This is a genomic window from Nitratireductor thuwali, assembly GCF_036621415.1.
GTDB classification, from domain to species: Bacteria; Pseudomonadota; Alphaproteobacteria; order Rhizobiales; family Rhizobiaceae; genus Chelativorans; species Chelativorans thuwali.
Genome location: NZ_CP030943.1, coordinates 19,451 through 45,709, shown reverse-complemented (window position 1 = coordinate 45,709; position 26,259 = coordinate 19,451). Strand labels below are relative to the sequence as shown.

The 26,259-nt window shown below is 63.7% G+C and carries 19 protein-coding genes and 5 pseudogenes; 17 read left to right on the top strand and 7 right to left on the bottom strand.

Annotation, left to right across the window (positions count from 1 at the left end; genetic code table 11):
* Nucleotides 1–10: 10 nt before the first annotated feature.
* Nucleotides 11–1,225, bottom strand: coding sequence for an acyl-CoA dehydrogenase family protein (locus NTH_RS22215; protein WP_338532353.1), 1,215 nt, complete (start codon nucleotides 1,223–1,225; stop codon nucleotides 11–13).
* A 176-nt stretch (nucleotides 1,226–1,401) separates the two neighbouring features.
* Between NTH_RS22215 and NTH_RS22210 the strand changes: the two genes are divergently transcribed.
* From NTH_RS22210 to NTH_RS22190, 5 genes and pseudogenes are all read left to right on the top strand, one after another.
* Nucleotides 1,402–3,207: an acyclic terpene utilization AtuA family protein gene (locus NTH_RS22210; RefSeq protein ID WP_338532352.1), complete on the top strand. Its 1,806-nt coding sequence runs from the start codon at nucleotides 1,402–1,404 to the stop codon at nucleotides 3,205–3,207.
* Between the two features lie 7 nt (nucleotides 3,208–3,214).
* The gene (locus NTH_RS22205; RefSeq protein WP_338532351.1) at nucleotides 3,215–4,684 is read left to right on the top strand and encodes an acetyl-CoA carboxylase biotin carboxylase subunit; all 1,470 of its coding nucleotides are present in this window, start codon (nucleotides 3,215–3,217) and stop codon (nucleotides 4,682–4,684) included.
* Nucleotides 4,684–5,187: an acetyl-CoA carboxylase biotin carboxyl carrier protein subunit gene (locus NTH_RS22200; RefSeq protein WP_338532350.1), complete on the top strand. Its 504-nt coding sequence runs from the start codon at nucleotides 4,684–4,686 to the stop codon at nucleotides 5,185–5,187. The genes NTH_RS22205 and NTH_RS22200 overlap by 1 nt, the downstream gene beginning before the upstream one ends.
* Nucleotides 5,188–5,189: 2 nt before the next feature.
* Nucleotides 5,190–6,797 (top strand): acyl-CoA carboxylase subunit beta, encoded by a 1,608-nt coding sequence (locus NTH_RS22195; RefSeq protein ID WP_338532349.1) that lies wholly within the window; start codon nucleotides 5,190–5,192, stop codon nucleotides 6,795–6,797.
* 280 nt (nucleotides 6,798–7,077) lie between these two features.
* Nucleotides 7,078–7,322: pseudogene (locus NTH_RS22190) on the top strand (transposase); the annotation flags it as partial.
* A 313-nt stretch (nucleotides 7,323–7,635) separates the two neighbouring features.
* On the opposite strand, the pseudogene NTH_RS22185 reads toward NTH_RS22190, so the two are convergent.
* The 5 genes and pseudogenes from NTH_RS22185 to NTH_RS22165 all read right to left on the bottom strand — a co-directional run bounded on the left by NTH_RS22185 (nucleotide 7,636) and on the right by NTH_RS22165 (nucleotide 11,924).
* Nucleotides 7,636–8,835 (bottom strand): annotated as a pseudogene (locus tag NTH_RS22185) (IS256 family transposase).
* A gap of 435 nt (nucleotides 8,836–9,270) precedes the next feature.
* On the bottom strand, nucleotides 9,271–9,708 hold the full coding sequence (locus tag NTH_RS22180; protein ID WP_338532348.1) for a hypothetical protein: 438 nt from the start codon (nucleotides 9,706–9,708) through the stop codon (nucleotides 9,271–9,273).
* Nucleotides 9,709–9,731: 23 nt separating this feature from the next.
* Nucleotides 9,732–10,625 carry an SDR family oxidoreductase gene (locus NTH_RS22175; protein ID WP_338532347.1) on the bottom strand — a complete coding sequence of 298 codons (894 nt, stop codon included), beginning with the start codon at nucleotides 10,623–10,625 and terminating at the stop codon, nucleotides 9,732–9,734.
* 22 nt (nucleotides 10,626–10,647) lie between these two features.
* Nucleotides 10,648–11,449: pseudogene (locus tag NTH_RS22170) on the bottom strand (DODA-type extradiol aromatic ring-opening family dioxygenase).
* Nucleotides 11,450–11,516: 67 nt separating this feature from the next.
* Nucleotides 11,517–11,924 carry a DoxX family protein gene (locus tag NTH_RS22165; RefSeq protein ID WP_338532346.1) on the bottom strand — a complete coding sequence of 136 codons (408 nt, stop codon included), beginning with the start codon at nucleotides 11,922–11,924 and terminating at the stop codon, nucleotides 11,517–11,519.
* A gap of 137 nt (nucleotides 11,925–12,061) precedes the next feature.
* On the opposite strand from NTH_RS22165, the gene NTH_RS22160 reads away from it, so the two are divergent.
* Nucleotides 12,062–12,436, top strand: coding sequence for a helix-turn-helix domain-containing protein (locus tag NTH_RS22160; protein WP_338532406.1), 375 nt, complete (start codon nucleotides 12,062–12,064; stop codon nucleotides 12,434–12,436).
* 196 nt (nucleotides 12,437–12,632) lie between these two features.
* On the opposite strand, the gene NTH_RS22155 is transcribed toward NTH_RS22160, so the two are convergent.
* Nucleotides 12,633–13,244: a transferase hexapeptide repeat family protein gene (locus tag NTH_RS22155; protein WP_338532405.1), complete on the bottom strand. Its 612-nt coding sequence runs from the start codon at nucleotides 13,242–13,244 to the stop codon at nucleotides 12,633–12,635.
* Between the two features lie 317 nt (nucleotides 13,245–13,561).
* Here NTH_RS22155 and NTH_RS22150 point away from each other — a divergent pair.
* The 11 genes and pseudogenes from NTH_RS22150 to NTH_RS22100 all read left to right on the top strand — a co-directional run bounded on the left by NTH_RS22150 (nucleotide 13,562) and on the right by NTH_RS22100 (nucleotide 26,244).
* Nucleotides 13,562–14,712 (top strand): annotated as a pseudogene (locus NTH_RS22150) (lipid-transfer protein).
* A gap of 24 nt (nucleotides 14,713–14,736) precedes the next feature.
* Nucleotides 14,737–15,567, top strand: a pseudogene (locus NTH_RS22145) (SDR family NAD(P)-dependent oxidoreductase).
* Nucleotides 15,568–15,750: 183 nt separating this feature from the next.
* Nucleotides 15,751–16,383: a TetR/AcrR family transcriptional regulator gene (locus NTH_RS22140; protein WP_338532345.1), complete on the top strand. Its 633-nt coding sequence runs from the start codon at nucleotides 15,751–15,753 to the stop codon at nucleotides 16,381–16,383.
* A gap of 2 nt (nucleotides 16,384–16,385) precedes the next feature.
* Nucleotides 16,386–17,984 carry an acyl-CoA carboxylase subunit beta gene (locus NTH_RS22135; protein ID WP_338532344.1) on the top strand — a complete coding sequence of 533 codons (1,599 nt, stop codon included), beginning with the start codon at nucleotides 16,386–16,388 and terminating at the stop codon, nucleotides 17,982–17,984.
* 9 nt (nucleotides 17,985–17,993) lie between these two features.
* Complete coding sequence (locus tag NTH_RS22130; RefSeq protein ID WP_338532343.1) at nucleotides 17,994–18,791, top strand: crotonase/enoyl-CoA hydratase family protein; 798 nt, start codon at nucleotides 17,994–17,996, stop codon at nucleotides 18,789–18,791.
* Nucleotides 18,776–20,791: an acetyl/propionyl/methylcrotonyl-CoA carboxylase subunit alpha gene (locus NTH_RS22125; RefSeq protein WP_338532342.1), complete on the top strand. Its 2,016-nt coding sequence runs from the start codon at nucleotides 18,776–18,778 to the stop codon at nucleotides 20,789–20,791. Before NTH_RS22130 ends, NTH_RS22125 begins: the two co-directional genes overlap by 16 nt.
* Nucleotides 20,788–21,954 (top strand): acyl-CoA dehydrogenase family protein, encoded by a 1,167-nt coding sequence (locus tag NTH_RS22120; protein ID WP_338532341.1) that lies wholly within the window; start codon nucleotides 20,788–20,790, stop codon nucleotides 21,952–21,954. The genes NTH_RS22125 and NTH_RS22120 overlap by 4 nt, the downstream gene beginning before the upstream one ends.
* Before the next feature lie 75 nt (nucleotides 21,955–22,029).
* Nucleotides 22,030–22,635 (top strand): biotin transporter BioY, encoded by a 606-nt coding sequence (locus tag NTH_RS22115; protein ID WP_338532340.1) that lies wholly within the window; start codon nucleotides 22,030–22,032, stop codon nucleotides 22,633–22,635.
* Nucleotides 22,636–22,901: 266 nt separating this feature from the next.
* Complete coding sequence (locus tag NTH_RS22110; protein ID WP_338532339.1) at nucleotides 22,902–24,119, top strand: CaiB/BaiF CoA transferase family protein; 1,218 nt, start codon at nucleotides 22,902–22,904, stop codon at nucleotides 24,117–24,119.
* On the top strand, nucleotides 24,116–25,282 hold the full coding sequence (locus NTH_RS22105) for an acyl-CoA dehydrogenase family protein (protein WP_338532338.1): 1,167 nt from the start codon (nucleotides 24,116–24,118) through the stop codon (nucleotides 25,280–25,282). The genes NTH_RS22110 and NTH_RS22105 overlap by 4 nt, the downstream gene beginning before the upstream one ends.
* A gap of 107 nt (nucleotides 25,283–25,389) precedes the next feature.
* Nucleotides 25,390–26,244, top strand: a complete 855-nt coding sequence (locus NTH_RS22100; RefSeq protein ID WP_338532337.1) for an SDR family oxidoreductase — start codon at nucleotides 25,390–25,392, stop codon at nucleotides 26,242–26,244.
* The last annotated feature ends 15 nt before the right edge of the window (nucleotides 26,245–26,259 follow it).

The window sequence follows — 26,259 nt, the reverse complement described above, 5'->3', positions numbered from 1 at the left end:
GTGTCCTCGCTTAGGCGCGCAGCAGTTCTTCGGCAATGATAATTTTTCGCACCTCGCTGGTGCCTGCACCGATTTCCAGTAGCTTGTTGGCGCGGTAGAGCCGGTTGATCTGGGTATCCTGCATGTAGCCCGAGCCGCCGTGGATATGGCACGCTTCGGTCACCGCCTTGTTGAAAGCTTCGCCAGCGTAAAGGCAGGCGGCGGCGGTGAGCTTATGGATCTCGCCGCGTCCGCCGCCTCCCCTGGGCAGGCCGACGCAAGCCGCGAGCGCGCGATAGCCGAAGGCGCGTGCGGTTTCGACCTCGATATAGATTTCCGCGAGCTTCGACTGCACCATCTGGAAGCTGGCGATCGGCTTGCCGAACTGTTCGCGGATCCTGGCGTAATCGAGCGCCAGCTCCAGAGCCCTTTCGGCCATCCCCACGCAAACCGAAGCGACCATCGCCCGCTCCAGGTCGAGCCCACTCATCACCACCGAAACGCCGCTGTTCTCGGCCCCGATCATGGCCGAGGCGGGCACGCGGCAGTCCTCGAACACCAGCTCGCCCGTGGGCGAGCCACGGAAGCCCATCTTGTCGAGCTTCTGCGCCACCTTGAATCCGGGATTGTCGGTCTCCACGATGAAAGCCGAGATGCCCTTGGCGCCCTTCGCCTTGTCGGTTTTTGCGTAAACCAGGATGACATCCGCGATCGGGCCGTTGGTGATGTAGATCTTCGAGCCGTTGATCACATAATCATTGCCGTCGCGCACGGCGCTGGTGGCCATCGAGCCCAGCGCGTCCGAACCCGCGCCGGGCTCGGTCAGCCCAAGTGCGCCGACCAGCTCGCCCGAGCACAGGCCGGGAACGTATTTCCGCACCTGTTCATCCGAGCCGTTCCTGAGGATGTTGTTGAGGCACAGATTGTCGTGCGCGCCGTGCGAAAGGCCGACTGCCGGGTTCCATTTCGAAATGGTCTCTGACACCAGGGCCTGGGTAAATTCGTTCTGGCCGCTGCCGCCCAGCTCCTCGGGCGCGGTAATGCCCAGCAGCCCGAGCTCGCCCATCTGCCGAAACAAATCCTCGGGCCACCATTCTTCCGCATCCATCTTCTCTTGCAATGGATGAAGAACCTCGCGCGCAACCCGATCCACGTGATCCACGATTTGCCGTTGTTCGGGCGTCAGCGAATAGTTGGCCTTTATGGCCGCGAGCGCGGCCATGTCTGGCCCGGCCTGGACGTTCATTTTTGATCCTCCCGATGGCTGCGCACTTGCCTATTGATCAAAATCAAACATATGTTAGAAAACGTTTCAAGTGGTGTCGAGCTGCGGGTGTCTTTTTTTGGGCATGCGCTTGGGAGGAAAGACGCAAGCTTGCCAGCGGCGGCCAGCCGAATGGACGGGGCGACAGGGAGGTTGCGATGACTGGGCGAACTGTACGCATCGGCTGCGCCTCGGGGTTCTGGGGGGATACGCCTGAGGCGGTTGGCCAACTGATGACGAAAGGCGACATCGATTATCTGGTCTTCGACTATCTTGCCGAGATCACGATGTCGCTGCTTGCACGAGCGCGGGCCAAGTCACCCGAGGCGGGGTTCGCCCCGGATTTCGTCAGCGCGCTAACCCCCTGGCTGGAGGAAATCAAGGCCAAGGGGATCAAGGTTGTCGCCAATGCCGGCGGGGTCAATCCGCGGGGCTGCCGCGACGCGCTGGCCAAGGCGGCGGCGGCGGCGGGCATCGACATTTCGATCGGCGTCGTGCTGGGTGACGATCTGCTGGACCGGTCGGAAGAACTGCGCGACCGCGGCGTGACCGAGATGTTTTCGGGCGCGCCTTTCCCGGCCAAGCCGATGAGCATGAACGCTTATCTCGGTGCGCGACCGATTGCGGCCGCCCTCGATGCGGGTGCCGAGATCGTGGTGACCGGCCGCTGCGCCGACAGCGCGGTGGCGCTTGGGCCGCTGATGCACGAGTTCAGCTGGAAAGACGACGATTGGGACAAGCTCAGCCAGGGCTCGCTGGCTGGCCACCTGATCGAATGCGGCCCGCAGGGCACGGGCGGCAACTTCACCGATTGGCGGGAGGTGCCGGGCTGGGACGACATGGGGATGCCCATCGTCGAGGTCTCCGAGGACGGCAGCTTTGTCATGACCAAGACGCTCGGCACGGGCGGGCTGGTGGTGCCGGCCTCGGTCGGCGAGCAGATGCTCTACGAAATCGGCGATCCGCAGCGCTACGTCCTGCCCGACGTGATCTGCGACTGGTCGCAGGTGACACTGGAGCAGGTGGGGCCCGACCGGGTGATGGTGAAGAGCGCGCGGGGGCTGGGACGCACCGACAGCTACAAGGTGTCGGCCACCCATGCCGACGGCTGGCGGGCGATCACCACGCTGACCCTGGCCGCGATCGACGCGCCTGCCAAGGCCGAACGTGTGGCCGAGGCGATCCTGACCCGCTGCCGCCGCATTTTCCGCGACAAGAACCTGGGCGATTTCCGGCAGGTCAGCGTGGAGGTGCTGGGCGCCGAGGCCGCCTATGGCGCCAACGCCCGCGCCCAGACCCGCGAGGTGGTACTGAAGATCGGCGTGACCCATGATGACCGCGACGCGCTGAACATCTTCGCCGGAGAGATCGCGCCGATGGCCGTCTCCTCCGCGCAGGGGCTGACCGGTTTCTTCGCCGGCCGGCCAAAGGTGCAGCCGGTCGTGCGGCTTTTCTCGTTCCTCCATCCGAAAGCCGACACGCCCGTCACGGTGGAGGCGGCCGGCAAGCCGGTGCCGGTGCAGGTGGCGGCGGAGGCGGTGACGCTTCCCGCGCCCGAGCCGCATCGCGGCGAGGCGGGCAATCCGGGCCCCGATGCGGTGACGGTGCCGCTCGTGGCGCTGGCCTGGGCGCGCTCGGGCGACAAGGGCAACATCGCCAATATCGGCATCATCGCGCGAGAACCCGAATACCTGCCCTATATCCGCGCCGCTCTGACCGAGGAGCGGGTGAAGGAGTATTTCGCGCATGTCTGCGAGGGACCGGTCGAGCGGTTCGAGCTGCCCGGCATTCATGCGCTGAACTTCCTGCTGCACGACTCCCTGGGCGGCGGCGGCATCGCCTCCGTCCGCGTCGATCCCCAGGGCAAGGGCTTCGCACAGATGCTCCTCGATATCGAAATACCTGTGCCGGCCGATGTGGCCGCGCGCGACGGGCTGAACGCCTCGAACCCCAGCTTGAGATGACAAGTCCATGACCATTTCAAAACTTCTGGTCGCCAATCGGGGCGAGATCGCGGCGCGCGTCCTGCGCACCGCCAAGGCACGCGGCCTCGCGACCGCCGTGCTGCGTCATGCATCCGAGCAGGAAGGGCCAGCCCATGCCATCGCGGATGAGGTTGTGACCATCGATGGGCCCACGCCCGTGGCCGCCTATCTCGACATCCCGCAGATTGTCGAGGTGGCAAAACGGATCGGCGCGGACGCGGTGCATCCCGGCTACGGCTTTCTGTCGGAAAACGCCGCCTTCGTGGCCGCGCTGGAAAAAACGGGAGTGACCTTCGTCGGGCCGACCTCCGATGTCATCGACCTGATGGGCGACAAGGTACGCGCACGGGCCTTTGTCGAAGAGCGCGGATTTCCCGTCGCCCCGTCGGCCATCGAGGATGACGGCCCCGCGACCTTTATCGAACGCGCCCGTGCCATGGGCTATCCACTGCTGATCAAGCCTTCGGCAGGCGGCGGCGGCAAAGGAATGCGCGTGGTGCGCGAGGATGCCGCGCTGGAGGCGGAGATCGAGACCGCACGGCGCGAGGGCAAGCGCTATTTCGGAGATGGCCGGCTGTTCGTCGAACGGTATATCGAACGCCCGCGCCATATCGAGGTGCAGGTGATGGGGGACGGGAAGGGCAATGTCGTCCACTTCTGGGAGCGCGAATGCTCGATCCAGCGCCGATTCCAGAAGATCATCGAGGAAACGCCGTCTCCGGCGCTTTCGCCCGAACAACGTCTGGACATCTGCGAAACCGCCGCCGGGATTGCCCGCGCCGTCAACTACCGCGGTGCCGGGACGGTCGAATTCATCTATGCTCAGGACGGTGCCTTCTATTTCCTGGAAATGAACACCCGCCTTCAGGTCGAACATCCCGTGACCGAGATGGTGACGGGCTTCGACCTGGTCGCCGAGCAGCTACGCATTGCGGCGGGAGAGGCGCTGAGCGCCGCCCAGGCCGACATTCCGCAGACGGGTCACTCGATCGAGCTGCGCATCTGCGCCGAGGATGCCACGGCCGATTTCCGCCCCGCGATCGGGACCATCCTGCTGCTGGACGAACCACGGGGCGAGGGGGTTCGTGTGGATAGCGGCATCCTGGAAGGCGTTAAGGTGACGACCGATTTCGACCCGATGCTGTCCAAGCTGATCGTGCATGGGCCGGATCGTGCGCAGGCCATCGCCCGCGCGCGTCACGCGGTGCAAAACTACGTGATCCTCGGCGTGACGACCAATACCGGCTATCTGGATGCGATCCTGGCCCATCCTGATTTCGCGTCGGGCGATGTCTCGACCGGTTTCCTGGCCGAGCAGGCGGATGCACTGACTGCGCCGGGCGAGAATGTGGACGACCTGCTGATGGCGGTCGCGGCCCTGTCGGACGAAAGGCTGGTGGCCGAAGTGATGCAGATATCGGATATGCATCGCAAGATGGGTAGTTGGAGAAACTGATGCGGAGGATATTTCAGATCGGCGGCGAAGAGACCGAATGCTGGCTCGCCCATGACGGCAGCCGGTTTGTACTGAATACCCCCGAGGGCGTGCTGCCCTGCCGATTGGACCCGACAACTTCGCCGGGCGGTTTTGTCTTGCGGGCGAGGGGCCTTGTCCGCGACGTCCGTCTAGCCGCTGGCCCCGAGGCGACATTTGTGCACATGGATGGTCGTACCTACGAGGTCGGGCGGGTCGATCCCGCCGAGCGTCTTGCCGGAAGCGATGGCGGCGCGAGCGACGATCGGCTTGTGGCGCCGATGCCGGGGGTCGTCGTCTCGGTGGCGGTCAAACCGGGAGACATCGTTGCCGCGGGCCAGCCGCTTCTGGTCATCGAAAGCATGAAGCTTGAAACCACCCTTGCCGCGCCGCGCGACGGTGTGGTTGCCGAAATCCCGTTTGCCGCGGGCGACAGTTTCGGGCTGAAGGACGTCCTTGCCCAGCTGGCTCCGGAGGAGGACTGACCATGCGCCGGATCGAAAGCCAGATCGACACGAACGCCCCCGACTACAAGGCAAACTTCGCCGCCATGTCCGCACGGCTGAAGGAGTTTCACGCCCGTCAGCACGCGGCGCGTTTCGAGCGGCCCCAACGGGACAACGACCGCCTAGCACGCCAGAACAAGCTGTGCGTGCGCGAGCGGCTGAAGCTGCTGCTGGACCCCGGCACGCCGTTCCTGGAGTTTTCCACCCTCGCCGCATGTCGCGAATATGACGGGGCGGTGCCCGGTGCCGCCGTGGTGACGGGCATCGGTATCGTACAAGGGCGCGAAGTCGCCATTCATGCCAACGATGCCAGCGTCAAGGGCGGGGCCTGGTATCCGCTGACCGTGAAGAAAATCGTGCGGCTTCTGGATGTCGCGCTGGAGAACCGCCTGCCGGTCATCCACATCTGCGACAGCGCCGGCGGCTTCCTGCCGCTCCAACACGGCGTGTTCCCGGACAGGTATCTGGGCGGTCGGGTGTTTCGCAACCAGGTCAAGCTGAGCCAGGCCAACATCCCCCAGATCGCAGTGGTTGGGGGGCATTGCACCGCAGGCGGCGCCTATGTGCCAACGCTGAGCGATTACAACATCATCATCGAGGGCACAGGCGCCATCTTTCTGGGCGGTCCGCCGCTGGTCAAGGCAGCCACCGGCGAAGTAGTCGGCGTTCAGGAACTTGGCGGGGCAGTTATGCACACCTCGGTCTCGGGCACGGGCGATTATCGCGCTGCAACCGAACAGCACGCCTTTTCTCTGGCACGCGAGATTGTCAGCCAGTGGAAGCGGATGCCCAAGACGATCATCGAGACCGCGCCTTGCGAAGAGCCATACTACGATCCGAAGGAGCTCTATGGGATCATCCCCAAGGATCGGAAAACCCAGTTCGACATGCGCGAGGTGCTGGCGCGGATCGTGGACGGCTCACGCTTTCACGAATACCAGCCCGATTACGGCACCACGCTTGTCTGCGGCTTTGCCCATATATGGGGCTACAAGGTGGGAATCCTGGCCAACAACGGGGTGTTGTTCAACGACAGCTCGCTTAAGGCTGCGCATTTCATGCAACTTTGCAACCAGAACCGCACGCCGCTGGTCTTCTTCCAGAACATCACCGGCTACATGGTGGGCCGCGAGTACGAAGAGCGCGGTATCGCCAAGGACGGCGCCAAGATGCTCATGGCGCAGGGCGGCTCGGTCGTGCCGAAATTCACCGTGATCGCCAATGCCTCGTACGGGGCGGGTAATTACGGCATGTGCGGGCGGGCCTGGGATGCGCGCACGCTTTTCATGTGGCCGCAGGCCGAGATCGGCGTGATGGGTGCCGACCAGGCCGCCAACACCATGGCCGACGTCAAGATCCGGCAGCTTCAACGCGAAGGCAAAGAACTGACCGACGAGGAGATCGCCGCGATCCGAGAACCGGTGCTGGAGCGCTACAAGCGCGACGTGGAGGCCTATACCTCGACCTCCGAGATTTGGGATGACGGCATCCTCGATCCCGTCGACACCAGAAATGCTTTGGCGATGTCGATCTCTGCCGCACTTAATGCTCCGATTGACGATCCGCACTACGGGATATTTCGCCTGTGACACGATAGCCGGTGCGATGAAAACCCATCTCGCTCAAATATGCACGCCTGTGGGATGGAACAGCCACCTTCATAAGCGGCCACGCACGAAAATAATCCGATCGGACAGCTGGCCTGTTCTGCCGCTTCAGGATCTGCCAGTACCGCTGCACATTGATTGGTGTCGCGTTGGGAAGATCAGCGTAAGATTGGCACATCCTTGGGTTCGACGAGCATCTCGATCCTGCGCGCGACGCCGGCGTCCGCCGAATGAGCCGCATCAAAGAATGCCAGCTCGCTCCTTAGGGGCCAACCAACTGCGCCTCTCGCTAGCCTCCTTTATCCATGTCCTGATCTGTGCCCTACGCCGCCTCGGCCTTGCCCAAACGCCGCTGGCTCGGGCCACCGAACCATCCTCCTGGAACTCCTAAAGACCGGCGCACAGGTTCGCGTCTCGGAGCCCGCATCAAGGTGGCGATGGCGTCAGCCTGCCCCCTATGCCGACGTATTTGCCCTGGCGCATGCCCGAATACGCACCGCGCCCCCACTGACGCCGCCGGACCTGAACCTTTCCCGTAACCAGAACAGGAGACGTCGCCGAACAAACACCGCCGCTCACCGCGGCGCCGATGGCGAGTTGTGTGCGTCAAGTTCTGCAAAAGGGCATGGTTGAAGCGGGCATCCGCTTGATCGAGCGCGACGACCACACTGCTTCATTCCCGACTTCCCGAGCCGGACGAGCGCCGCGCGCAAGCGCGGTCAAGGCTGGCCCGCAGGGCCACCGCCGAAGGCGGCGCGGAACGCGGCCTTGACGGCGCGAGCACGGCACTACACTGGCAGTGCCGGGGGAATGAAGCGGTTCAGGCCGCCTGGCGCAGCACCTCCTTCTTGTGTTCGCGCAAATGTTCCATGTTGAGGTAGCGCGTCCCCTCCAGCCAATTCTCGTGCGCCTCCACCGCGAGCGCGCGCACCAGCCGCAGGCAGCTGTCGGCGTTGGGGAAGATGCGCACCACGTGCGTGCGCCGCTTGAGCTCCTGGTTCAGCCGCTCCAGCATGTTGGTCGACTTCATGTGCTTGTGATGGGCGAGCGGCAGGCGGAAGTAGGTCAGCGTCTCCTCGATGTTCGCCTCCACCCAGTCGGTGAGCTTGGGGTATTTACCCTGCCATTTGGCGAGCCACTGGGCGATGTCGCGGCGCACCTCGGCAAGCGCGCGCCGATCGTAGAACCAGCGCAGCTCCATCAGGCAGTCGTCGTCCACCTTGCGCGGCACGTAATCGAGGGCGTTCCTCAGGAAGTGCACGTAGCAGCGCTGCCAGGCCGCCGCCGGCAGGACCTCCCGGATCGCTTGGCGCAGGCCCGGGTGGTCATCGGAGACGACGAACTCGACACCAAAGAGCCCGCGCTCCTTCATCCCCTGCAGGAACTAACGCCAGCTCGAGCCGCTCTCCCGGTTGGCCAGATCCACGCCGATCACCTGCCGCCCGCCCTCGAAATCGATGCCGATCGCAATCAGCACCGCCTGGCTCGTGATGATGCCGCCCTCCCGCACCCGCTCGTAGCGGGCGTCCAGGATCAGGTACGCAAACGCCGTCTTCTCCAGCCGCCGCTCGAAGAACGCCTTCAGCCGCGCGTCCAGCGTCTTGACCACGCCGCTCACCGCCGAGGCCGAGAAGCTGTGCCCGCACAGCTCCTCCGTCACCGCCTTCACCTTGCGCGTCGACACCCCCTGCACGTACATCTCGATCAGCGTCGCAACCAGCGCCTTCTCCGAGCGCTGGTAACGCTCGAACAGCTCGGTGGAGAACCGCCCCTGCCGGTCCTGCGGCACCTTCAGCTCCAGCGTCCCCACCCGGGTGATCAAGCAGCGGCTGTAATAGCCCGACCGATAGCCCAGCCGCTCTCCCGTCCGCTCCCCCTTCTCGGCGCCGAGAACCGCCGTCATCTCCGCTTCCAGCGTCGCCTGCACGATCGCCTCCACCATCGTGCGCAGATAATCGCCGTCCTTCCCCAGAAGCTCTTTAACGTCGACGAGCTCAGTCCTAACCTGTCGATGGGTCATGGTGTGCATCCTTTCCACAGGATCGGTGACCTCAGACATCACCCGCATACCATGACCTCTCGGCCGCAACCTTCAGAACACTATCCGATGGCGCTTGTGTGTGCCCGAATGAGGCCAACCCTCCCTCGTCGTCCTGATAAAAACTATAAGGTGCTTGAACTCTCGACGCAGTGAGAGGATCGCGCTATAGCGGGTCGAACTCAGCCAAGGCGAGCGCAGCGTGCGACCACACAGCCTTTCTCAGCGGCGGCAAGCATTCGGTCCGTCCGCACAAGCGGCGCAGATCCTACTGGCTACCAACACTGGCGCCGGCGACAAGGAGATCGAAAGGACCGTCGGCGCAAGCGGATCGACGATCTATCTTAGCAAGCGCCGCTCGGTGCTTTCCGTCAAAGAACGACGCTGTCGACCCGCCCGAGCTTGCCACAGGCAAAGTCATAGGACAGGCGCAGGAGTTCGAGAACCGTTTCGATCTCCACCTCGTTTCGGGGGCCGTAGACCATAACTGCGGTTGACGGGATCATGCCGGCCGCCGCCATCGGATGCGGCTCCGCCCAGATCGACGATCTGCGGCACGGCCTCCTCCGGCAGCATCATGTGCAGGCTGCTGTCCTGCGGCGGATGGACATGGGCGAACTCATTGCCGATCATGAACGCCTTGCGGCAACCGCGGCCGTGTCCGTGTTCGAGGCACAGCGCCTCGGCGCCCGGGACAGAGATCATCGAGGGCTGGCGGGTGACAAAAGGAAAATCGAAAGCCCTGTCCTTGAACGCCCGATGGAACCGTGCATCCGGGTTCTGACTGATCTGCGTATGCGGGGCGCAAGGCGTGGTCTTAGGCCTTGGCCCCTCGCGTGGTGGTATCGTCAGCACGACAGAGCCTCCGTAAGTGTCGTTTATCCCTGACCGATCAGAACGGCCTTGTTGGCAAGCATAAAATCCCGGACCGACTGCCCCTTTTTCCCAGTCAGTTCTTCCACGTCGCCCGAGGCGACATTCAGATATCCTTCGGCGATGGCGACGTCGAAGGACGAGAAGACATCCGCCATGAACTCCGGCTGGCCATTCTCGACCATCGCGGCCACCAAGGCGTCACGTGTGATCGGGACATAGGGGATTTCTTTCCCGGCGACCTCGGACAGGATCGCGGCGATGTCGGCCTGGCCGACGGCCTCGGGTCCGGTGATGTCGCGGACCGACGAACCGGCCTCGGTCAAGAGCGCCGCAGCGGCGACGCGCGCGCAATCGGCGCGGGTGACATAACCCGCCTTGCCGTCGGCCGCCGCAGCGTAAAGCGCCCCGGCGCCGACGGCCTGTGGGCCGCTCATCAGCAAAAGATCGGTGTAAAGGCAGTTTCGCAGGATCGTATAGGGGATCCCGGTGTCCTTGATCATCGCCTCGGTCTCGCGGTGATCGCCGGCAAATCCGATCGGGCTGTTCTCATCGGGATTGGTGAGCGAGGTGTAGACAATGTGCGAAACACCTGCCTCTTTGGCGGCGGCTACGGCATTGCTGTGCGCGGCGAAGCGTTTGCCCGGGGCAAGGTCGTCCGTCGAAATGATCAGCAGCCGCCCGCCGCCGGTGAATGCCGGGCCAAGCATGGCCGGGTCATTGAAGTCACCCGCCCGGATCTCGACGCCACGCGCCCGAAGCCCCTCGAGCTTCTCCGGCGAGCGCGTGACCGCGACAATGGGTTCGGCCCCTTCCGCGAGAAGAGCTTCGATGACCTGGCTGCCGAGATGACCGGATGCGCCGGTCACGAGGAAGGGGCCTTTGGTGGTGTTGGACATTGCGTGGTGCTCCTTTTTTCTGTCAACCGAACCGAAAGGCGCTTTCGACGGCACCAAGAACGTGATCTTCCAGGGTCTTCCGGCCGATATCGGCACCCGCCGCGCCGGCTACGACATGCAGCGGGATCAGGTGCTCTTCTCTGGGATGTGCATCGCGCCCGCCTGGTGCTTTGGACCAGTGCGTCAGCCTGCGGTTTCGTTCCCCGGCATCCGGGCAGGTCACCGCCTCGGTCAGTCAGGCGTCGAACGTGCCGCCGACAGTGTCCCCCCGTGGTCCGCGGCGCAGGCTGCGCATCATCACACCCATGTTGTGATAGGTGTTGCCGCTGCCGATGATCAGCACGCCCTCGTCGCGCAGGGGCGCCAAGGCTTGACCCAGCGCGATATGGCGTCCGGGATCGAGATCGCTGGCAAGCACAGGGAACGTCGGCATCGGGAAAGGCGACTTTGAGCGGCACGAACGCGCCGTGGTCAAAGCCGCGCGCGGTGTCTTTCGCCGCCGGTAGACCGGCGGCACGGATCAGATGATGAACACGGTCGGCCAGCACAGGATCACCGGGGGCGGGCCAACTCAGTTCATAGGTGTGAGGCGGGAAACCCCCATAGTCGAACAAAAGCGGCGGAGCGGGGTTCGTCTGAACGGTGAACGCACGCTCCTCCCAATGACCCGAGATTACCAAGAGCGCCTTCGGACGCTCGGGCAACGTGCCGGTCAGGCTCCGCAGGAACTGGCGGTGCCTGTCCCATTCATCCGGCGGGTTCCAGTCCATGAAAAAGCAGGGACCGCCTCCATGCGGGATGAACACCGTTGGCATGCGAGCCATATCTGATTGCCCTTACCGACCTGACGGAAATGCTGAAGTTCGAGGCGCTGTGCAGCCGGAGCGCCTGTCAGGCCTGTTGTCCTCTCATGACGTTGCCATGAGGCGATTTGACCGCGCGGACGCGGTTTTGTGTCAGGAAGGAAACCACAAGCGCGACCAGAGCCAACAGAGCCGGGGGCCAGCCGGGATCGCCCGCGCTCACATGCGCCGATACCGCCAGAAGAAGGTGCCAGAATATCGCGGCATAAGCGAAGTCAGTCAGAAAAGCCGAGGGGCGCCAGAGTATCACGATCGCGGCCACGATCTTCACAGCGGCAAGCGGCCAGATCAGGTAGGTCGGGTATCCAAGCACGCTCTCGTACATCCCCGTCACCATGTCACTGGCCGTGATGTAGAAGATCGCCCCTCCCAGATAGACCAGGGCGACGAACCCGGTTGCAATCCAATAAGTGATACGTACCGCCCTGTCGCTCATGCCATCTCCTCTTTGCTGCCTTGAATGTTGCCGCTCGGTCGAGAATAGTTGAGTTACAGCGGAAATCAAAGTAGGAACGGAAAAGTAACTAGCGCAGGGAGTGGACACCGATGCCCAAGACGCCGCCACAGTGCCCGATGGACTCGATCCTGCGTTTGCTCATGGGGCCGTGGACGACCTACATCATCTGGGTTCTGAGTGACAAAGGGCCGCAACGATTCGGAGCGCTGAGACGCTCCGTGCCGGGGATATCGACGCGAATGCTGACCGAACGCCTGCGGATGCTCGAAGGCGCCGGGGTCATATGGCGGGAACAGGCGGAGACGATCCCGCCTGCGGTGACCTATGGCTTGACGCAGCGTGGCGACGACCTGCGAAGCGTTCTGGACTCGCTCGGAGAAATCGCGGATCGGTGGAAGGCTGAAGGGGTCTTTGAAGGGGCAATGGACCGGATGCCGCTTAAAATGGACAAACCCGGCAAGCGAGCCTTGTCTGCAAGCCCCGACGGGTGAGGGGAAGCCGGGCAAGAGATCGTTCGTAAGTTGGCAATACCTCCGCTCGCTTGCCGCGATTGATCTCGGATGGGTGCCGGGGACGTCTCCCTCACCTAATCATTGCCAAATGTCTATGTTTGCACGGGGCATGGCGGTTTGCCACTTTCACTCCGGCTGGGGCGGAGGCTCGCGTCGGTAAGGTTTCGGTGCGGGCTCAGGTCGGGTTCCCCCGTGCGTCCTGCAACGGTACGATATCCGACGGCTCTACGTCTGGGCGGTCGGCTTCGACCGCTTTCAACGGCTCGACAGGTGTCAATCCGGCAAGGCAGGCGCGCGCGAGTTCCTGATACTCGGCCGTTCCCCGTGTTTTCCACGCGACTTCCTTCTCGGTGACTGCACGGATCACCTTGGCCGGTGATCCAACGACCAATGAGCGCGGCGGGATCGCCATTTCACCCCGGACAAACGCCTGCGCACCGACAATCGATTCCGCGCCGAGGTCCACACCGTCCATGATGACCGCGTTCATTCCGACAAGGGCGTTTCGACCGACGATGCAGCAATGCAGGATCGCACCGTGGCCGATATGCCCGTCGGTTTCGACGATCGCTGCTCGGCCGGGAAAGGAATGAATGATGCAATTATCCTGTATATTGGCCCCGTCACCAATCTCGATCGTGCCAAAATCGCCCCGCAGGCTTGCTCCGGGTCCGATATAACAGCCATGGCCGAGAATGACATTTCCTATGAGCACTGCCTGGGGATGAACGAACGTATCCTCGGGAACGACCGGCACAAACCCCTTGAAGCTATAGCAATTCGCCATCCAGCTCTCCATTTCCCGTCGCGGGCATCCGTAGTTGCGGGAACCAAGCGCGCATCTTCCCAAAAAGCGCCGAGCAACGATTTTTCCGGAAACTTGCACGCTCAACTGTTTGAGACGCCCTGATGATCGATTCAAACACATGTTAGAAAACCGGGCAAGTACATGGCGTCACGCGGGGGCGATGTTGACAGGCGTTCCTTCCAGGGTGTTAAAATCTAACAACTGGTAGAAAATGGTCTGGCGCCGGCGTTGGAACGTGGCGGATGGAAAGCGGGAGAGAGACATGAACGGCAAAAGCCTATGTCACAGGCGTTGGAATGGTGGCCTTTCAGAAACCGGGCAAGTCTGAAAGCTACGACGTGATGGCTGCTAAGGCCGCGCGCACGGCGCTGGAAGACGCCGGACTCGACTACGACAAGGTTCAGCAGGCCTATGCCGGCTATGTCTATGGCGACAGCACCTGCGGCCAGCGCGCGCTCTATCGGGTTGGCATGACCGGAATACCCGTCATCAACGTCAACAACAACTGCTCGACCGGCTCGACCGCGCTGTTCCTGGCGCGCCAGGCGGTCGAAAGCGGCGCGGTGGACTGTGCTCTGGCGCTGGGTTTCGAACAGATGCAACCGGGCGCCATCGGCGCGGTGTTCAGCGATCGGGTCAGCCCTTTTGCCACCTTTGACGAAGAAACCGACAACCTGGTGGGCAATGCCGACATCCCGCTTGCGCTGCGGTATTTCGGCGGCGCGGGCAAGGCGCATATGGATGAATTCGGCACCACGCTGGAGACCTTCGCCAAGATCCGCGCCAAGGCCAGCCGTCACGCGGCAAAGAACCCGGTTGCGCTGTTTCGCCAGGAGGTAACGCCGGAGGATGTGTTGCAGGCGCAGGTGGTCTGGCCGGGCGTGATGACGAAGCTGATGGCCTGCCCGCCGACCTGTGGCGCGGCCGCGGCAATCATCTGTTCCAAGGAATTTGCAGATAAGCACGGTCTCGACAGCTCGGTCCGCATTGCAGCACAGGCCATGACAACGGACGGCCGGGAAACCTTCAACGCCCATGACATGCGTGAGGTCGTCGGGTACTCGATGGCCAAGCGCGCTGCCGACCAAGTCTATGAGGCCGCCGGCATCGGGCCGGACGACGTGGACGTCGTCGAATGCACGACTGTTTCGCCCACAACGAGCTCATTACTTATGAGGCGCTTGGTCTCTGCGGCTGCGGTGAGGCTGCGAAGTTTGTGGATGATGGCGACAACACCTATGGCGGCAAATACGTCACCAACCCGTCGGGCGGTCTGTTGTCCAAGGGCCATCCGCTTGGGGCGACCGGCCTTGCCCAATGCACCGAGCTTGTCCGGCAGTTGCGTGGTCAGGCCGAGGCTCGCCAGGTCGACGGCGCGCGCCTGGCGCTTCAGCACAATCTGGGCCTCGGCGGTGCCTGTGTGACCACACTTTATGAAAAAGCCTGACGATCTGAACCGGGAGGAGAGATCGTGACTGGTAAACTCGACGGCCGCGTGGCTCTGGTTTCCGGTTCGGGCCGGGGCATCGGACGCGAAATCGCGCTCAAGCTGGCCTCGGAAGGGGCGCGCGTGGTCATCAACGATCTGGATGCCGAGCCGGCCAACGAAACCGCCGAGGCGGTCCGCGCCGCCGGGGGCGAGGCCGTGGTCTGCGCAGGAAGCGTGACAGAGGACGGCTTTGCAGAGTGTTTCATCAAGACGGGCGTGGACAGCTTGGCGGGCTGGACATCATCGTGAACAACGCAGGCTACACCTGGGACAGCGTCGTTCAGAAGATGACGGATGAACAGTGGCAGGCGATCATCGACGTTCACCTGACCGCGCCCTTCAGGATCCTGCGCGCCGCCCAGCCGGTGATCAGCGCCAAGGCCAAGGAAGAGGCGGCCGCCGGGCAGGAGGTGTTCCGCAAGGTGGTGAACATCTCCTTGATCTGGCCGGCACCGGAGGCAATGCCGGCCAGATCAACTATTCCGCCGCCAAGGCCGGAATCCTGGGCATGACCCGGACAATGGCGAAGGAATGGGGGCGCTACAAAGTGAACGTCAACGCAGTGGCCTTTGGACCGATCCGAACCCGTCTGACCGAGGGCAGCGCCGACGGCGGCAACACGATCACGGTCGGGAACAGGGAGATCAAGGTCGGCGTCAACCCGGACCTGCTCAGCCAAATGGAGCGGATGATCCCGCTGGGCGGGTCGGTACGCCCGAAGAAGCGGCTGGTGCCGTCTATCTTTTCTGCTCGCCGGAATCGAATTTCATCTCGGGCCAGTATGTGATCTGCGGGGGCGGCTTCACCATCTGACCTATGCGGTCGCAAGCCCGCATGGCGGGGTCTGAACACCGCCGACATTGCGGCCGGGCGGTACGCATACCGGCTATTCCCTTGAAAGGCTGACGCAAAATGAACTCTTGAAGCACGGTTGACACTGCCATGGAAATAACCTAACAAGTGTTAGTTATGCAGGAGGCTCGAGCTGGATCCTCCGTGGCCGAACGCGCTTCAAAAACAGTTTCAGTTGCTTCCATTCGCAGCCCAGTCGGGCGCGACGGCATACTGGATGTTGCGGCGCGGCTTTTTCGCGAACAGGGCTATGGCCCGGTTTCGCTCAGAAAGATCGCCGAGGCGGCGGGTATCAAGGCGGGCAGCATCTATTATCATTTCGGCTCGAAGGACGAGATTGTCGTGGCAATTCTGGATGCGGGTATCAGGGCCGTCCACGAAAAGATGCGTCAAGCTGTTTTGGGGCATCCCGATGGCGCCGCTGCCGCCGCCATTCTGCGGGCCGCGATCAGGGCACATCTGCGCGCGTTGCTGGATGTCAGTGACTACTCTTCGGCCAATGTGCGGATTTTCGGGCAGGTGCCGCAATCCGTGCGCGATGCCAATCTGCCGACGCGCCGGGCCTACGAGGCCGAGTGGGATAATCTGTTGACCCGGCTCCAGAGGGACGGCGCCCTGCGGCGCAACGTCGATATCCGCCGGCTGCGCCTGATGCTCATCGGCGCGCTGAATGCAACGTTGGAGTGGTTCGACCCCGAACGCGGCAGCGTAGAGGCACTGGCCTCGACGTATGCCGACGTCTTTCTCGATGGAATACTGGAACAGCGGGAAGTCTGATTATGGCTGAACTCACGTCGGCCGTATTGGCCGGCTCGGAAACCTTCAGGGGCAATCACGCTGCACAGACAGCCCGCGTCGAGACATTGCGTGCGCGGATCGCCGCTGCAACCGCGGGTGGGCGCCCCGACATGGTCGAACGCCACCGCAGCCGCGGCAAGCTTCTGGTCCGTGAACGAATCGACCTGCTGGTGGATCCAGGCACCGCCTTCATGGAGCTTTCTTCGCTGGCGGCCTACGGACAATACGGCGGAGACGTGCCCGGCGCCGGGATCGTCACGGGCATTGGCATCGTGCACGGCCTGCCTTGCATGGTGATCGCCAACGACGCCACGGTAAAAGGCGGCTCCTTCTATCACGAAACCGTCAAGAAGCACATCCGCGCGCAGGAGATCGCGGCGGAAAACCGTCTGCCCTGTCTTTATCTCGTCGATTGCGGGGGCGCCTATCTGCCCGAGCAGGACCGGGTCTTCCCCGATGCCCGTCATTTCGGCAATTCTTTTTACCGCCAGACCAATATGTCGGCCTCCGGCCTGCCGCAGATCTCGGCCGTCTTCGGCGGCTGCACGGCGGGAGGTGCCTACATTCCGGCGCTCTCGGACGAGGTCATCATGGTCCGCGACAATGCGCGCATTCATCTTGGCGGCCCTTCCATCGTCAAGGTGGCGATCAATGAAGAGGTGGACGGCGAAACGCTGGGTGGGGCCGAAATGCATACTCGCGTCTCGGGCGTAAGCGACCATTTGGCCGAAGACGAATACCATGCGCTGGCGCTGATGCGCGACATCGTCGGCAATCTGGGCCTCAAGCGAACGATGGCCCCGGATGCACCCGCCGCCGCGCCCCTGCACGATCCCGAAGAGCTGTTGGGGGTTATCAGCGCCGACCGCAAGAAGCCCTACGATGTACGAGAGCTTCTGCTGCGCATGATCGATGCGGGCGGGTTCCGTGAATTCAAGCCGAGCTGGGGCGAGACGCTCGTCTGCGGCACCGCCCGCATCCACGGCTACCGCGTCGGAATCCTCGGCAATAACGGCGCGCTTCTCTCCGACAGTTCGCTCAAGGGCGCGCAGTTCGTGTCGATGTGCGACCAGCGCAACATTCCGCTTCTGTTCCTGCACAACATTTCCGGCTTCATGGTCGGCATCGAGGCCGAGCGCGGCGGCATCGCCAAGAATAGCGCCAAGCTGGTCTACGCCATGTCAGTGGCCAAGGTGCCCCGGCTGTCAGTGATTGTGGGCGGCTCCTACGGGGCGGGCAACTACGGCATGTGCGGCCGGGGGTTCGCGCCACGGTTTCTATTCGCCTGGCCCACAGCGGAGTTGGCAACCATGTCGGCCGACATCGCCTCGAATGTGATGCTGGAACTGCGGCGCGCGAAGGGCGGAGACCCCGCGAAAGTGCAGGCCGATCTGGAACGGATCGAGGCCGAGGTGCGCGCGCAATATGCCAAACAGTCCGACCCCTATTACGCCACCTCGCGGCTGTGGGACGATGGCCTGATCGAGCCTGGCCAGACCCGCGATATCCTGGGCCTGTGCCTGGCGATAGTAACCTCGGTTCCAGATTCGGGGCGTCACACGCCCGTCTTCAGAATGTAAGGACAGTCAATGGTTCACGACCACTATGAAACGCTGCGGATTGACGTGGACGCGCGCGGCGTCGCCACCGTGATCCTCAATCGCCCCGACAAACACAATTCGCTCAACGCGGCGCTGATCTCAAACCTCGCCGATGCGGCGGCGGCGCTTGCCGAGGACAAGGCGGTGCGCATCGTGGTGCTGACGGGGGCGGGCAAGAGCTTCTGCGCAGGGGGCGACTTCAACTGGTTCGCCTCAAACGTGCAAAAGAGCCGCGCGGAACGGGTGGCACAGAGTGCCACGCTCGCTCGGCTCTTGCGCCGGCTCGATACGCTGCCAAAGCCGCTGATCGGGCGAATCAACGGGCCGGCCTATGGCGGGGGCGTCGGCCTGATATCGGTGTGCGACTACGCCATCGGCGCCGAGGGTGCGAGATTCGGCCTGACCGAGGTGCGGCTCGGCCTCCTGCCCGCCAACATCTCGCCCTACGTGCTGGCGCGCATCGGCGAGGCGGCGTCGCGCGAGACGATGCTGTCAGGTGCCCTCTTCGACACGGCGCGGGCCGAACGGATCGGACTGCTGACCGAGGTGGTCGCGCCGGATGCGCTGGACGAGGCGGTGGAGCGCGTCGTCCAGGCCCATCTGCAGGCCGCGCCCGGGGCAGTGGCCGACACCAAGCGGCTGATCGCCTATGTCGCGAGCCACGGGCTCGAAGACAGCATGATCTATACCGCCGACCGTCTCGCCGACGCCTGGGAGACCGAGGAAGGCATCGAGGGGATCAACAGCTTCCTAAACAAGGACACGCCCTCATGGCGGGTGAGTTGAGCTTCACCCGCGTCCTGATTGCCAACCGGGGCGAGATCGCCGGCCGGATCCAGCGCGCCTGCCGGAAGCTGGGGCTGGAAGCCGTGGCCGTCTTCTCCGAGGCTGACCGCGACGCGCCCTTTGTGGCTGAGGCCGATCACGCCGTCTGCATCGGCCCGGCCGCCCCTGCGGAAAGCTACCTGAAGGTCGACGCCATCCTTGAGGCGGCGCGCGCCAGCGGAGCAGGCGCGATCCATCCAGGCTATGGGTTTCTGTCGGAGAATGCGGAATTCGCGGCGCGCGTGGAAGAAGCCGGATTGGTCTTCATCGGGCCTTCGCCCGAGGCCATTGCGCGTATGGGATCGAAGATCGAGGCCAAGGCCGCGGCCGAGGCCGCCGGCGTGCCGGTGCTGCCCGGTTATCGCGGCGCCGATCAGTCCGACGACCTGCTTCTCAAGGAGGCGCAGGCACTCGGCGTGCCCTTCCTGGTCAAGGCCAGCGCCGGCGGCGGCGGGCGCGGAATGCGGCTTGTCACCGATCCCGGCGCAGCAGGCGAGGCCATCGCCGCTGCGCGGGCCGAGGCGAAGGGCGCCTTTGGCGATCCGACGGTGTTCCTGGAGCGCTACACGCCGCGCGCCCGCCATGTCGAGGTGCAGGTGCTGGGCGATGCGCATGGCCATGTGCTGCATCTGGGCGATCGCGACTGCTCGCTCCAGCGCAACCACCAGAAGCTGATCGAAGAAGCGCCCGCCCCCGATATCCCCGACGCTTTGCGCTCGGCCATGCGCGATGCCGCCGTGCGGCTGGCGCGGGCCATTGGCTACCGCTCGGCAGGCACGGTGGAATACCTGTACGACCCCGCGCGGGCCGAATTCTACTTTCTGGAGATGAACACCCGCCTTCAGGTGGAACATCCATTGACCGAGGCCATCACTGGTATCGATCTGGTGGAGTGGCAGTTGCGTATCGCGCGTGGCGAGGTGCTGGGGTTTGCGCAGGAGGAGGTTTCGTTTGACGGCCACGCCATCGAGGTCCGCCTTGCCGCGGAGAACCCGGCCGAGAATTTCCGCCCCGAAACCGGGACGATCACGCTCTGGGCGCCGCCGGGGAGCGTGCGGCTCGACAGCGGGGTGGAAGAAGGATCGGTCGTGGGACATCACTACGATTCGATGCTCGCCAAGTTGATCGCCCACGGTGCGGACCGTGACGAGGCGATCCGCAAGGCGGTCGCGGCGCTCGATGACTTTGCGACCGGCGGAGTGGGAGTGAACCTGGCGTTTCAACGAGCGCTGATTACACATGCCGACTTCGTTGCCGTGGCGCACTATACTGCCAGTTTGGCCGAGATGTTTCCCTGCGGCTGGACCGCCCCCGTGGCCGACGACGAAACCCGCGCTCTGGCCGCGCTGGCCCTGCACCTGCATCTTGCGCCCGCGCCGGACACGCCTTGGCAGAGCCTCGGCGCCTGGCGGCTGACAGAGGCTGCGGGGCGGGCGGGCGCGGCCTGTTACTGGAGCGATGACGCCGATGCGCCGATCAGGGTCGCGGGGCAGCGAACGCGGCTTGAGGTAATCCTACCCGATCGCACCAGGCTTGGTGTCGAAGGTGCGCGCCTGACCGCGCAGCGTCTGACCGGGCGGATGGACGGCGCGCCCTTCACCCGCCGGGCCCATGTGCTGCGGTCCGGCCACCGCTGGCAGGTACATCTTTCCGCGCCGGAAGGCATGATGATGGTGCCACTTCGTACGCTCCAGGACCGGCACCTGCAACGCGCCTCCGGCGCCGCCGGCGGTGCCGACACGCTGAGAGCTCCCATGCCCGGCGCGGTGGCCGAGATTCGCGTAGCCCTCGGCGACCGGGTGAGCAAGGGTGAAACGCTCGTGGTGCTCGAAGCGATGAAACTCTTGCAAGGCCTGGCCGCACCCGTCGCGGGCTTGGTGGCCGAGATCTACTGCGCGCCGGGCGACACGATCGCCGGTGGCGCGCCCCTGGTGAGACTCGATCCGGAGAACAGGACATGACCCGACACGAGACCACCGCCGCGGCCATCGCCCCGTTCGGCGAGGATATCCAAATGATCCGAGCTCAGCTGCGTCGCTTCATCGAGACCGAGGTGAAGCCCAAGGGTGAATCCTGGGAAGAGAAGGGCATGGTTCCGCGCGAGGTGCTACGCCAAATGGGCGCGCTCGGCGTTCTCGGCATGCGCTATGACGAACGGTATGGCGGCGCCGGGCTCGATGTCATGTCGAGCGTGATGCTGGCCGAGGAGGTCGGCCGGTCCACCTACGGCGGGTTCTCGGCCACGGTGCTGGTGCATACCGACATGGCCTCGCCGCATCTGGAGAACGCCGGCACACCCGAGCAGAAGGCGCGCTGGATGCCTGGCATCACCGCGGGCGAGACGATCACCGCCGTCGCCGTGACCGAACCGGGCGCGGGCTCGGACGTTGCGGGGATGCGCACACGCGCCGTGCAGCATGGGTCGGACTGGGTGTTGAACGGCACCAAGATGTTCATCACCAACGGGGTGCATGGCGATCTCTACTTTGTCGCCGCCAAGACCGACCCCGATGCCAAGGGCTCACGCGGGATCACCATGTTCGCCATCGAAAAGGGCACACCGGGTTTTTCGGTCGGCCGGGCGCTGAACAAGACCGGCTGGCTGTGTTCGGACACGGCCGAGCTGATTTTCGAGGATGTCCGCGTGCCGGCCGAGAACGTCCTGGGCGAGGTGAACCGCGGCTTTTATGCGGTGATGAAGAACTTCCGGAACGAGCGGATCGTGCTGGGCGCGATGGCCTGCGCCGAGGCGCAGGCCGCGATGGACATGACCGTGGACTATGTCAAGCAGCGCAGGGCCTTCGGCGGCGTTTTGTGGAACAAGCAGGTCGTCCGCCAGCGCCTTGCCGACTGCCTGACACGGATCGAGGCGGGTCGGCAGCTCGTCTATCACGCCGCGCGGCTCGACGCGGCTGGCGTTGAATGCGTGCGCGAGGTGTCGATGGTGAAGGCTTATTGCGGCGAGCTGGCCAACAGCGTGCTTTATGACTGCGTGCAGTTCCATGGCGGCATGGGCTACATGCGCGAAAACCCGGTCGAGCGCATGTCGCGCGACGTTCGTGTGCAGGCGATCGGCGGGGGCGCGACCGAGGTGATGCTCGAAGAAGTCGCCAAGCGCATGTGAACAGCCAATTGAGCCCCGACCTCTGAAAGAAAACTCTCCAAGATCCGAGCCCAAATCATGAAAGGAGTTAGCAATATGTATAACAACAAGGTATTTGTGGGACGGAATGTCGTCGCAACATTGCTCGGCGAGGCGCTCATCCTGATCGCCGGTACGATACTTCTGACGGCGTCTGCGAAGGCGCAAGTTCCGTTCTATCCGGTTCCGATGACGTTGCAGACCCTGGTGGTCGTCGCGCTTGGCCTGTTCCTCGGGCCTGTCCGCGGTTCTGGCATCGTCATTGCCTATATCCTGCAGGGGCTGGCAGGCTATCCGGTCTTCGCCGGCACGCCACCGGCGCCTTCTGGCCTGGCATATGTTGCCGGGCCGACAGGCGGCTACCTTGCGGGCTTTGCGATATCGGCCTTTGCGGCTGGATGGCTGGCAAGAAAAGGATATGCCAAGACAATCCCGGGGGCGGTCACAGTTGCCGTCGTCGCAAATGCGCTAATCTACATTCCCGGGCTTGCATGGCTGGGCGTCTTCACCGGCTATGGCGAGCGCCTCCTCATGGCCGGCTTTTATCCGTTTCTGTTGGGTGACCTGGTCAAATCGGCCATCGCCGGTCTGCTCTTCATTGCCGCATCCATGGTCGTTCCGGGACTTGGACACATATCGGGAGAAAAGCCCGAGAAGAAATAATGGAGCGTCCCTTCTCGACCGCGAACGAGGCGGAGACCAAAGACGGTGCCGTTTCGAGGGCGATGGCTTTCGCCTTGTGGCGTCCTGGCCGAAATGCCGCTGAACGGCTTCATCCAGCCGGGGAGGTGGCCCATCGAGTGAACGGGCGATCCGGGCCTCGCCCGCTTCGCCCCATCACTTTCTTGCGGCCTTCGCGTAGACTCCCTCCTTCAAATCTAACAAATGTTAGATTATGCTTGCCGTCGTGAGGACCAGGGAGGGCTGACATGGCGATGCCGCTCGGCGATATTCGGATTATTGAACTTGGCCATGTGATCGCAGGGCCGCTGGCGGCAGCACTTCTTTCGGATTTCGGTGCCGAGGTGATCAAGATCGAAGCCCCCGGCCGAGGCGACATGATGCGCGAACTGGGCCCGAAAGCGCAGGACGGGGTCGGCGTCTGGTGGAAGACGCTTGCCCGCAACAAGCGAATCCTCGCGCTCGACTGGAAGAGCGATCCCGGGCGCGAGGTCCTGGAAAAGCTGGTCGAAAGTGCGGATGTTCTGGTGGAAAATTTCCGTCCCGGCGTGCTCGAGCGGGCGGGGATCGGGCCAGAGGTTCTGCATCAATGGAACCCCGACCTGGTGATCTTGCGGGTGTCGGGCTACGGGCAGGATGGGCCGATGCGCAAGACGCCGGCCTTCGGGCGCGCCGCCGAGGCGATGAGCGGCCTGGCGCACCTCACGGGCTACGCCGATGGCTCGCCAATGCATCCCGGTTTCCCGGCCGCCGACAGCACGACGGGGCTGATGGGAGCCCTGGGCATCATGATCGCCCTTTTCGCCCGCGAGAGGGGCACGGTTCGCGGTCAGATCGTCGATCTGGCGGTATTCGAAGCCCTGTTGCGGCTGATCGATTATCATATTCCCGCTCTGACCGGAGCAGGCGTCTCGCCGATGCGCAACGGGCTGCGTCAGCCGATGGATTTTGCGCCGGGCGGCACATTCCGCACCAAGGACGGTGTCTGGGTGACCGTCTCGGCCGGTGGCGCGGAGACGGCCAGACGGTTGTTGCGCGCGGTGGGCGGGGCCAGTTTTGCCGAGGATCCGCGTTTTGCCACGATGGAGGGAATCTCGGCGCATATGAGCGAGATCTTTGACCGGCTCAACGAATTCGTCACCGCAAGGGAGTTTTCCGAGGTCGAGGCGGAATTCGCGCGCCACGATGCGGTGGCCGCGCCGGTGCTGAGCGCCGAGAACATCGTGGCCCACCCGCAGATCGCCCATCGCGGCGATATCGTATCGGTCGAAGGCGATGCGACGAAGGTGGTCGGCCCAGTGCCGCGTCTGAGTGATACGCCGGGTAGCGTTCGCTGGTTGGGGCGGCGGCCGGGCGCGGACACTGCTGCAATCGTGAAGGAGCTCGGCTATGACAAGGCGACGATCGAAAGGTTGGCGGAGGCAGGTCTGATCGCAATTGGTCCTGCCGGGGAGGAAATGGCATGAGTTTCAGGCTGACCGAACAGCAGCAGGACATCCGCGATACGATCCTGAGGATCTGTGCGGAGTTCGATGACGCGTACTGGCTCGAACGCGACCGCAACGGCGGTTTTCCGCACGAACTGCACAGAGCGATGGCGGACGGCGGCTGGCTGGGGATAGCGATGCCGGAGGAATATGGAGGCGCCGGCCTCGGGATCACCGAAGCCACGATCATGATGCAGGCCATCGCTGAATCTGGCGGCGGTGCCAGCGCGGCCTCGGCCGTTCACATGAACATCTTCGGCCTGAACCCGGTCGTGGTCTTCGGCAGCGCGCAGCAAAAGGCGCGGATGCTGCCACCGATGATCGATGGGCGCGAAAAGGCCTGTTTCGGCGTCACCGAGCCGACGACCGGCCTCGACACGACCCGGCTCAAGACGCGCGCGGTGCGGCAGCGCGATCGCTACGTCGTGCATGGCCAGAAAGTGTGGATTTCCACCGCCCAGGTGTCCGACAAGATCCTGCTTCTGGCGCGCACGACGCCGCTTGAGGAGGTGGCAAAACCGACCGAGGGCCTGTCGCTCTTCTATACCGAACTGGACCGGACCTTCGTCGATGTGCGCGAGATCGAGAAGATGGGCCGCAAGGCGGTCGACTCGAACGAACTGTTTATCGATGGGCTGCCGATCCCGGCGGAGAACCTGATCGGCGAGGAAGGACAGGGTTTCAGGCAGATCCTGCACGGGCTCAATCCCGAGCGCATCCTCGTGGCCGGGGAATGCGTGGGCATTGCCCGGATCGCCCTACAACGCGCCGCCGCCTATGCCAAGGAGCGCCAGGTTTTCGGACGCCCCATCGGTCAGAACCAGGGCGTGCAGCACCCGCTCGCCAAGGCCTGGGCGAAGGTCGAGGCTGCAAACCTGATGGTAATGCATGCCGCAGCGCTTTATGACGCGGGCGAACCCTGCGGGGTCGAGGCGAATGCCGCCAAGTTGCTGGCGGCCGAAGCCGCGGTCGAGGCGACGCAAACGGCGCAGATGACATTTGGCGGCTTCGGCTACGCCAAGGAATATCACATCGAGAGGCTGGTGCGCGAAGCGCTTCTCTTTCACATCGTGCCGGTCACGCCTCAGATGCTGATGTCCTTCATCGCCGAGAAGGCGCTGGGTCTGCCCAAATCGTACTGAATCCGGAGCGAAGCCGTTCCAGAGTCGGGGGTTGCCTATTTTTCTAACGTGCGTTAGGTTTAACCGGATCAAGGACAACAGTCCGATCCGTTTTGGGAGGAACGTCAATGCCGGAAGCCGGTTACGGGTTTTCCCGTGAACGACTGCGCGATCATCAAACGGTCTATGTTGATGGGCTGTTTTCGGGAAAAACCGTTGTCGTGACCGGCGCGGGAGGCGGGCTGGGCCTGGCGATCGCCACCTTGTTCGCCCGTCTTGGGGCCGATCTCGCCATCAACGGGCGGAACCCGGAAAAGCTCGAAGAAGCCGCGAAGTTCCTGCGTGGCTTTGGCGGGCAGGTGCTCGCTCGTCCCATGACCATCCGGGATCCCGAACAGGTGCAGAATTTCGTCGATGGCGTCGGCGACCATTTCGGCGGGTTCGACACTCTGGTGAACAATGCGGGCGGACAGTTTCCGCAGCCCGCCCTTGACTACACGCCGAAAGGCTGGAACGCCGTCATCGACACCAACCTCAATGGCACCTGGTGGATGATGCAGGCTGCGGCCCGGAATTGGGTCAAGGCCGGGCGTCCCGGCGCCATCGTGAGCATTGTCGCGGATATCTGGCGCGGCATGCCTGGGATCGCACATAGCTGCGCCGCGCGCGCCGGGGTCATCTACCTGTCCAAATCGGTGGCCGTCGAATGGGCCCCGCACGATATCCGCGTCAACTGCGTGGCGCCGGGATGCTGCGAAAGCACCGGGTTTGCGCGATATCCCGAGGAGGGAGCGGCGACGTTTGAGGAGTCCAACCCGATGCGTCACGCCGGCGACGAATGGGATGTCGCCGAGGCGGTGGTCTATTTGGCCGCACCCTCCGGCAAGTTCGTCACTGGCGAAGTGCTCAACGTGGACGGCGGGCAGCAGCTGTGGGGCGATCCCTGGCCGACAGGCCGGCCCGACTATTTCCATATCGCGTGATACCAGAACAAGAGC

Coding starts and splice junctions, on each gene's coding strand:
- NTH_RS22175 (WP_338532347.1), bottom strand. CDS start 10,625: ATGTCCAACACCACCAAAGGCCCCTTCCTCGTGACCGGCGCATCCGGT.
- NTH_RS22135 (WP_338532344.1), top strand. CDS start 16,386: ATGGCTGAACTCACGTCGGCCGTATTGGCCGGCTCGGAAACCTTCAGG.
- NTH_RS22205 (WP_338532351.1), top strand. CDS start 3,215: ATGACCATTTCAAAACTTCTGGTCGCCAATCGGGGCGAGATCGCGGCG.
- NTH_RS22160 (WP_338532406.1), top strand. CDS start 12,062: ATGGACTCGATCCTGCGTTTGCTCATGGGGCCGTGGACGACCTACATC.
- NTH_RS22120 (WP_338532341.1), top strand. CDS start 20,788: ATGACCCGACACGAGACCACCGCCGCGGCCATCGCCCCGTTCGGCGAG.
- NTH_RS22215 (WP_338532353.1), bottom strand. CDS start 1,225: ATGAACGTCCAGGCCGGGCCAGACATGGCCGCGCTCGCGGCCATAAAG.
- NTH_RS22200 (WP_338532350.1), top strand. CDS start 4,684: ATGCGGAGGATATTTCAGATCGGCGGCGAAGAGACCGAATGCTGGCTC.
- NTH_RS22210 (WP_338532352.1), top strand. CDS start 1,402: ATGACTGGGCGAACTGTACGCATCGGCTGCGCCTCGGGGTTCTGGGGG.
- NTH_RS22130 (WP_338532343.1), top strand. CDS start 17,994: ATGGTTCACGACCACTATGAAACGCTGCGGATTGACGTGGACGCGCGC.
- NTH_RS22195 (WP_338532349.1), top strand. CDS start 5,190: ATGCGCCGGATCGAAAGCCAGATCGACACGAACGCCCCCGACTACAAG.
- NTH_RS22155 (WP_338532405.1), bottom strand. CDS start 13,244: ATGGCGAATTGCTATAGCTTCAAGGGGTTTGTGCCGGTCGTTCCCGAG.
- NTH_RS22115 (WP_338532340.1), top strand. CDS start 22,030: ATGTATAACAACAAGGTATTTGTGGGACGGAATGTCGTCGCAACATTG.
- NTH_RS22110 (WP_338532339.1), top strand. CDS start 22,902: ATGGCGATGCCGCTCGGCGATATTCGGATTATTGAACTTGGCCATGTG.
- NTH_RS22125 (WP_338532342.1), top strand. CDS start 18,776: ATGGCGGGTGAGTTGAGCTTCACCCGCGTCCTGATTGCCAACCGGGGC.
- NTH_RS22105 (WP_338532338.1), top strand. CDS start 24,116: ATGAGTTTCAGGCTGACCGAACAGCAGCAGGACATCCGCGATACGATC.
- NTH_RS22165 (WP_338532346.1), bottom strand. CDS start 11,924: ATGAGCGACAGGGCGGTACGTATCACTTATTGGATTGCAACCGGGTTC.
- NTH_RS22100 (WP_338532337.1), top strand. CDS start 25,390: ATGCCGGAAGCCGGTTACGGGTTTTCCCGTGAACGACTGCGCGATCAT.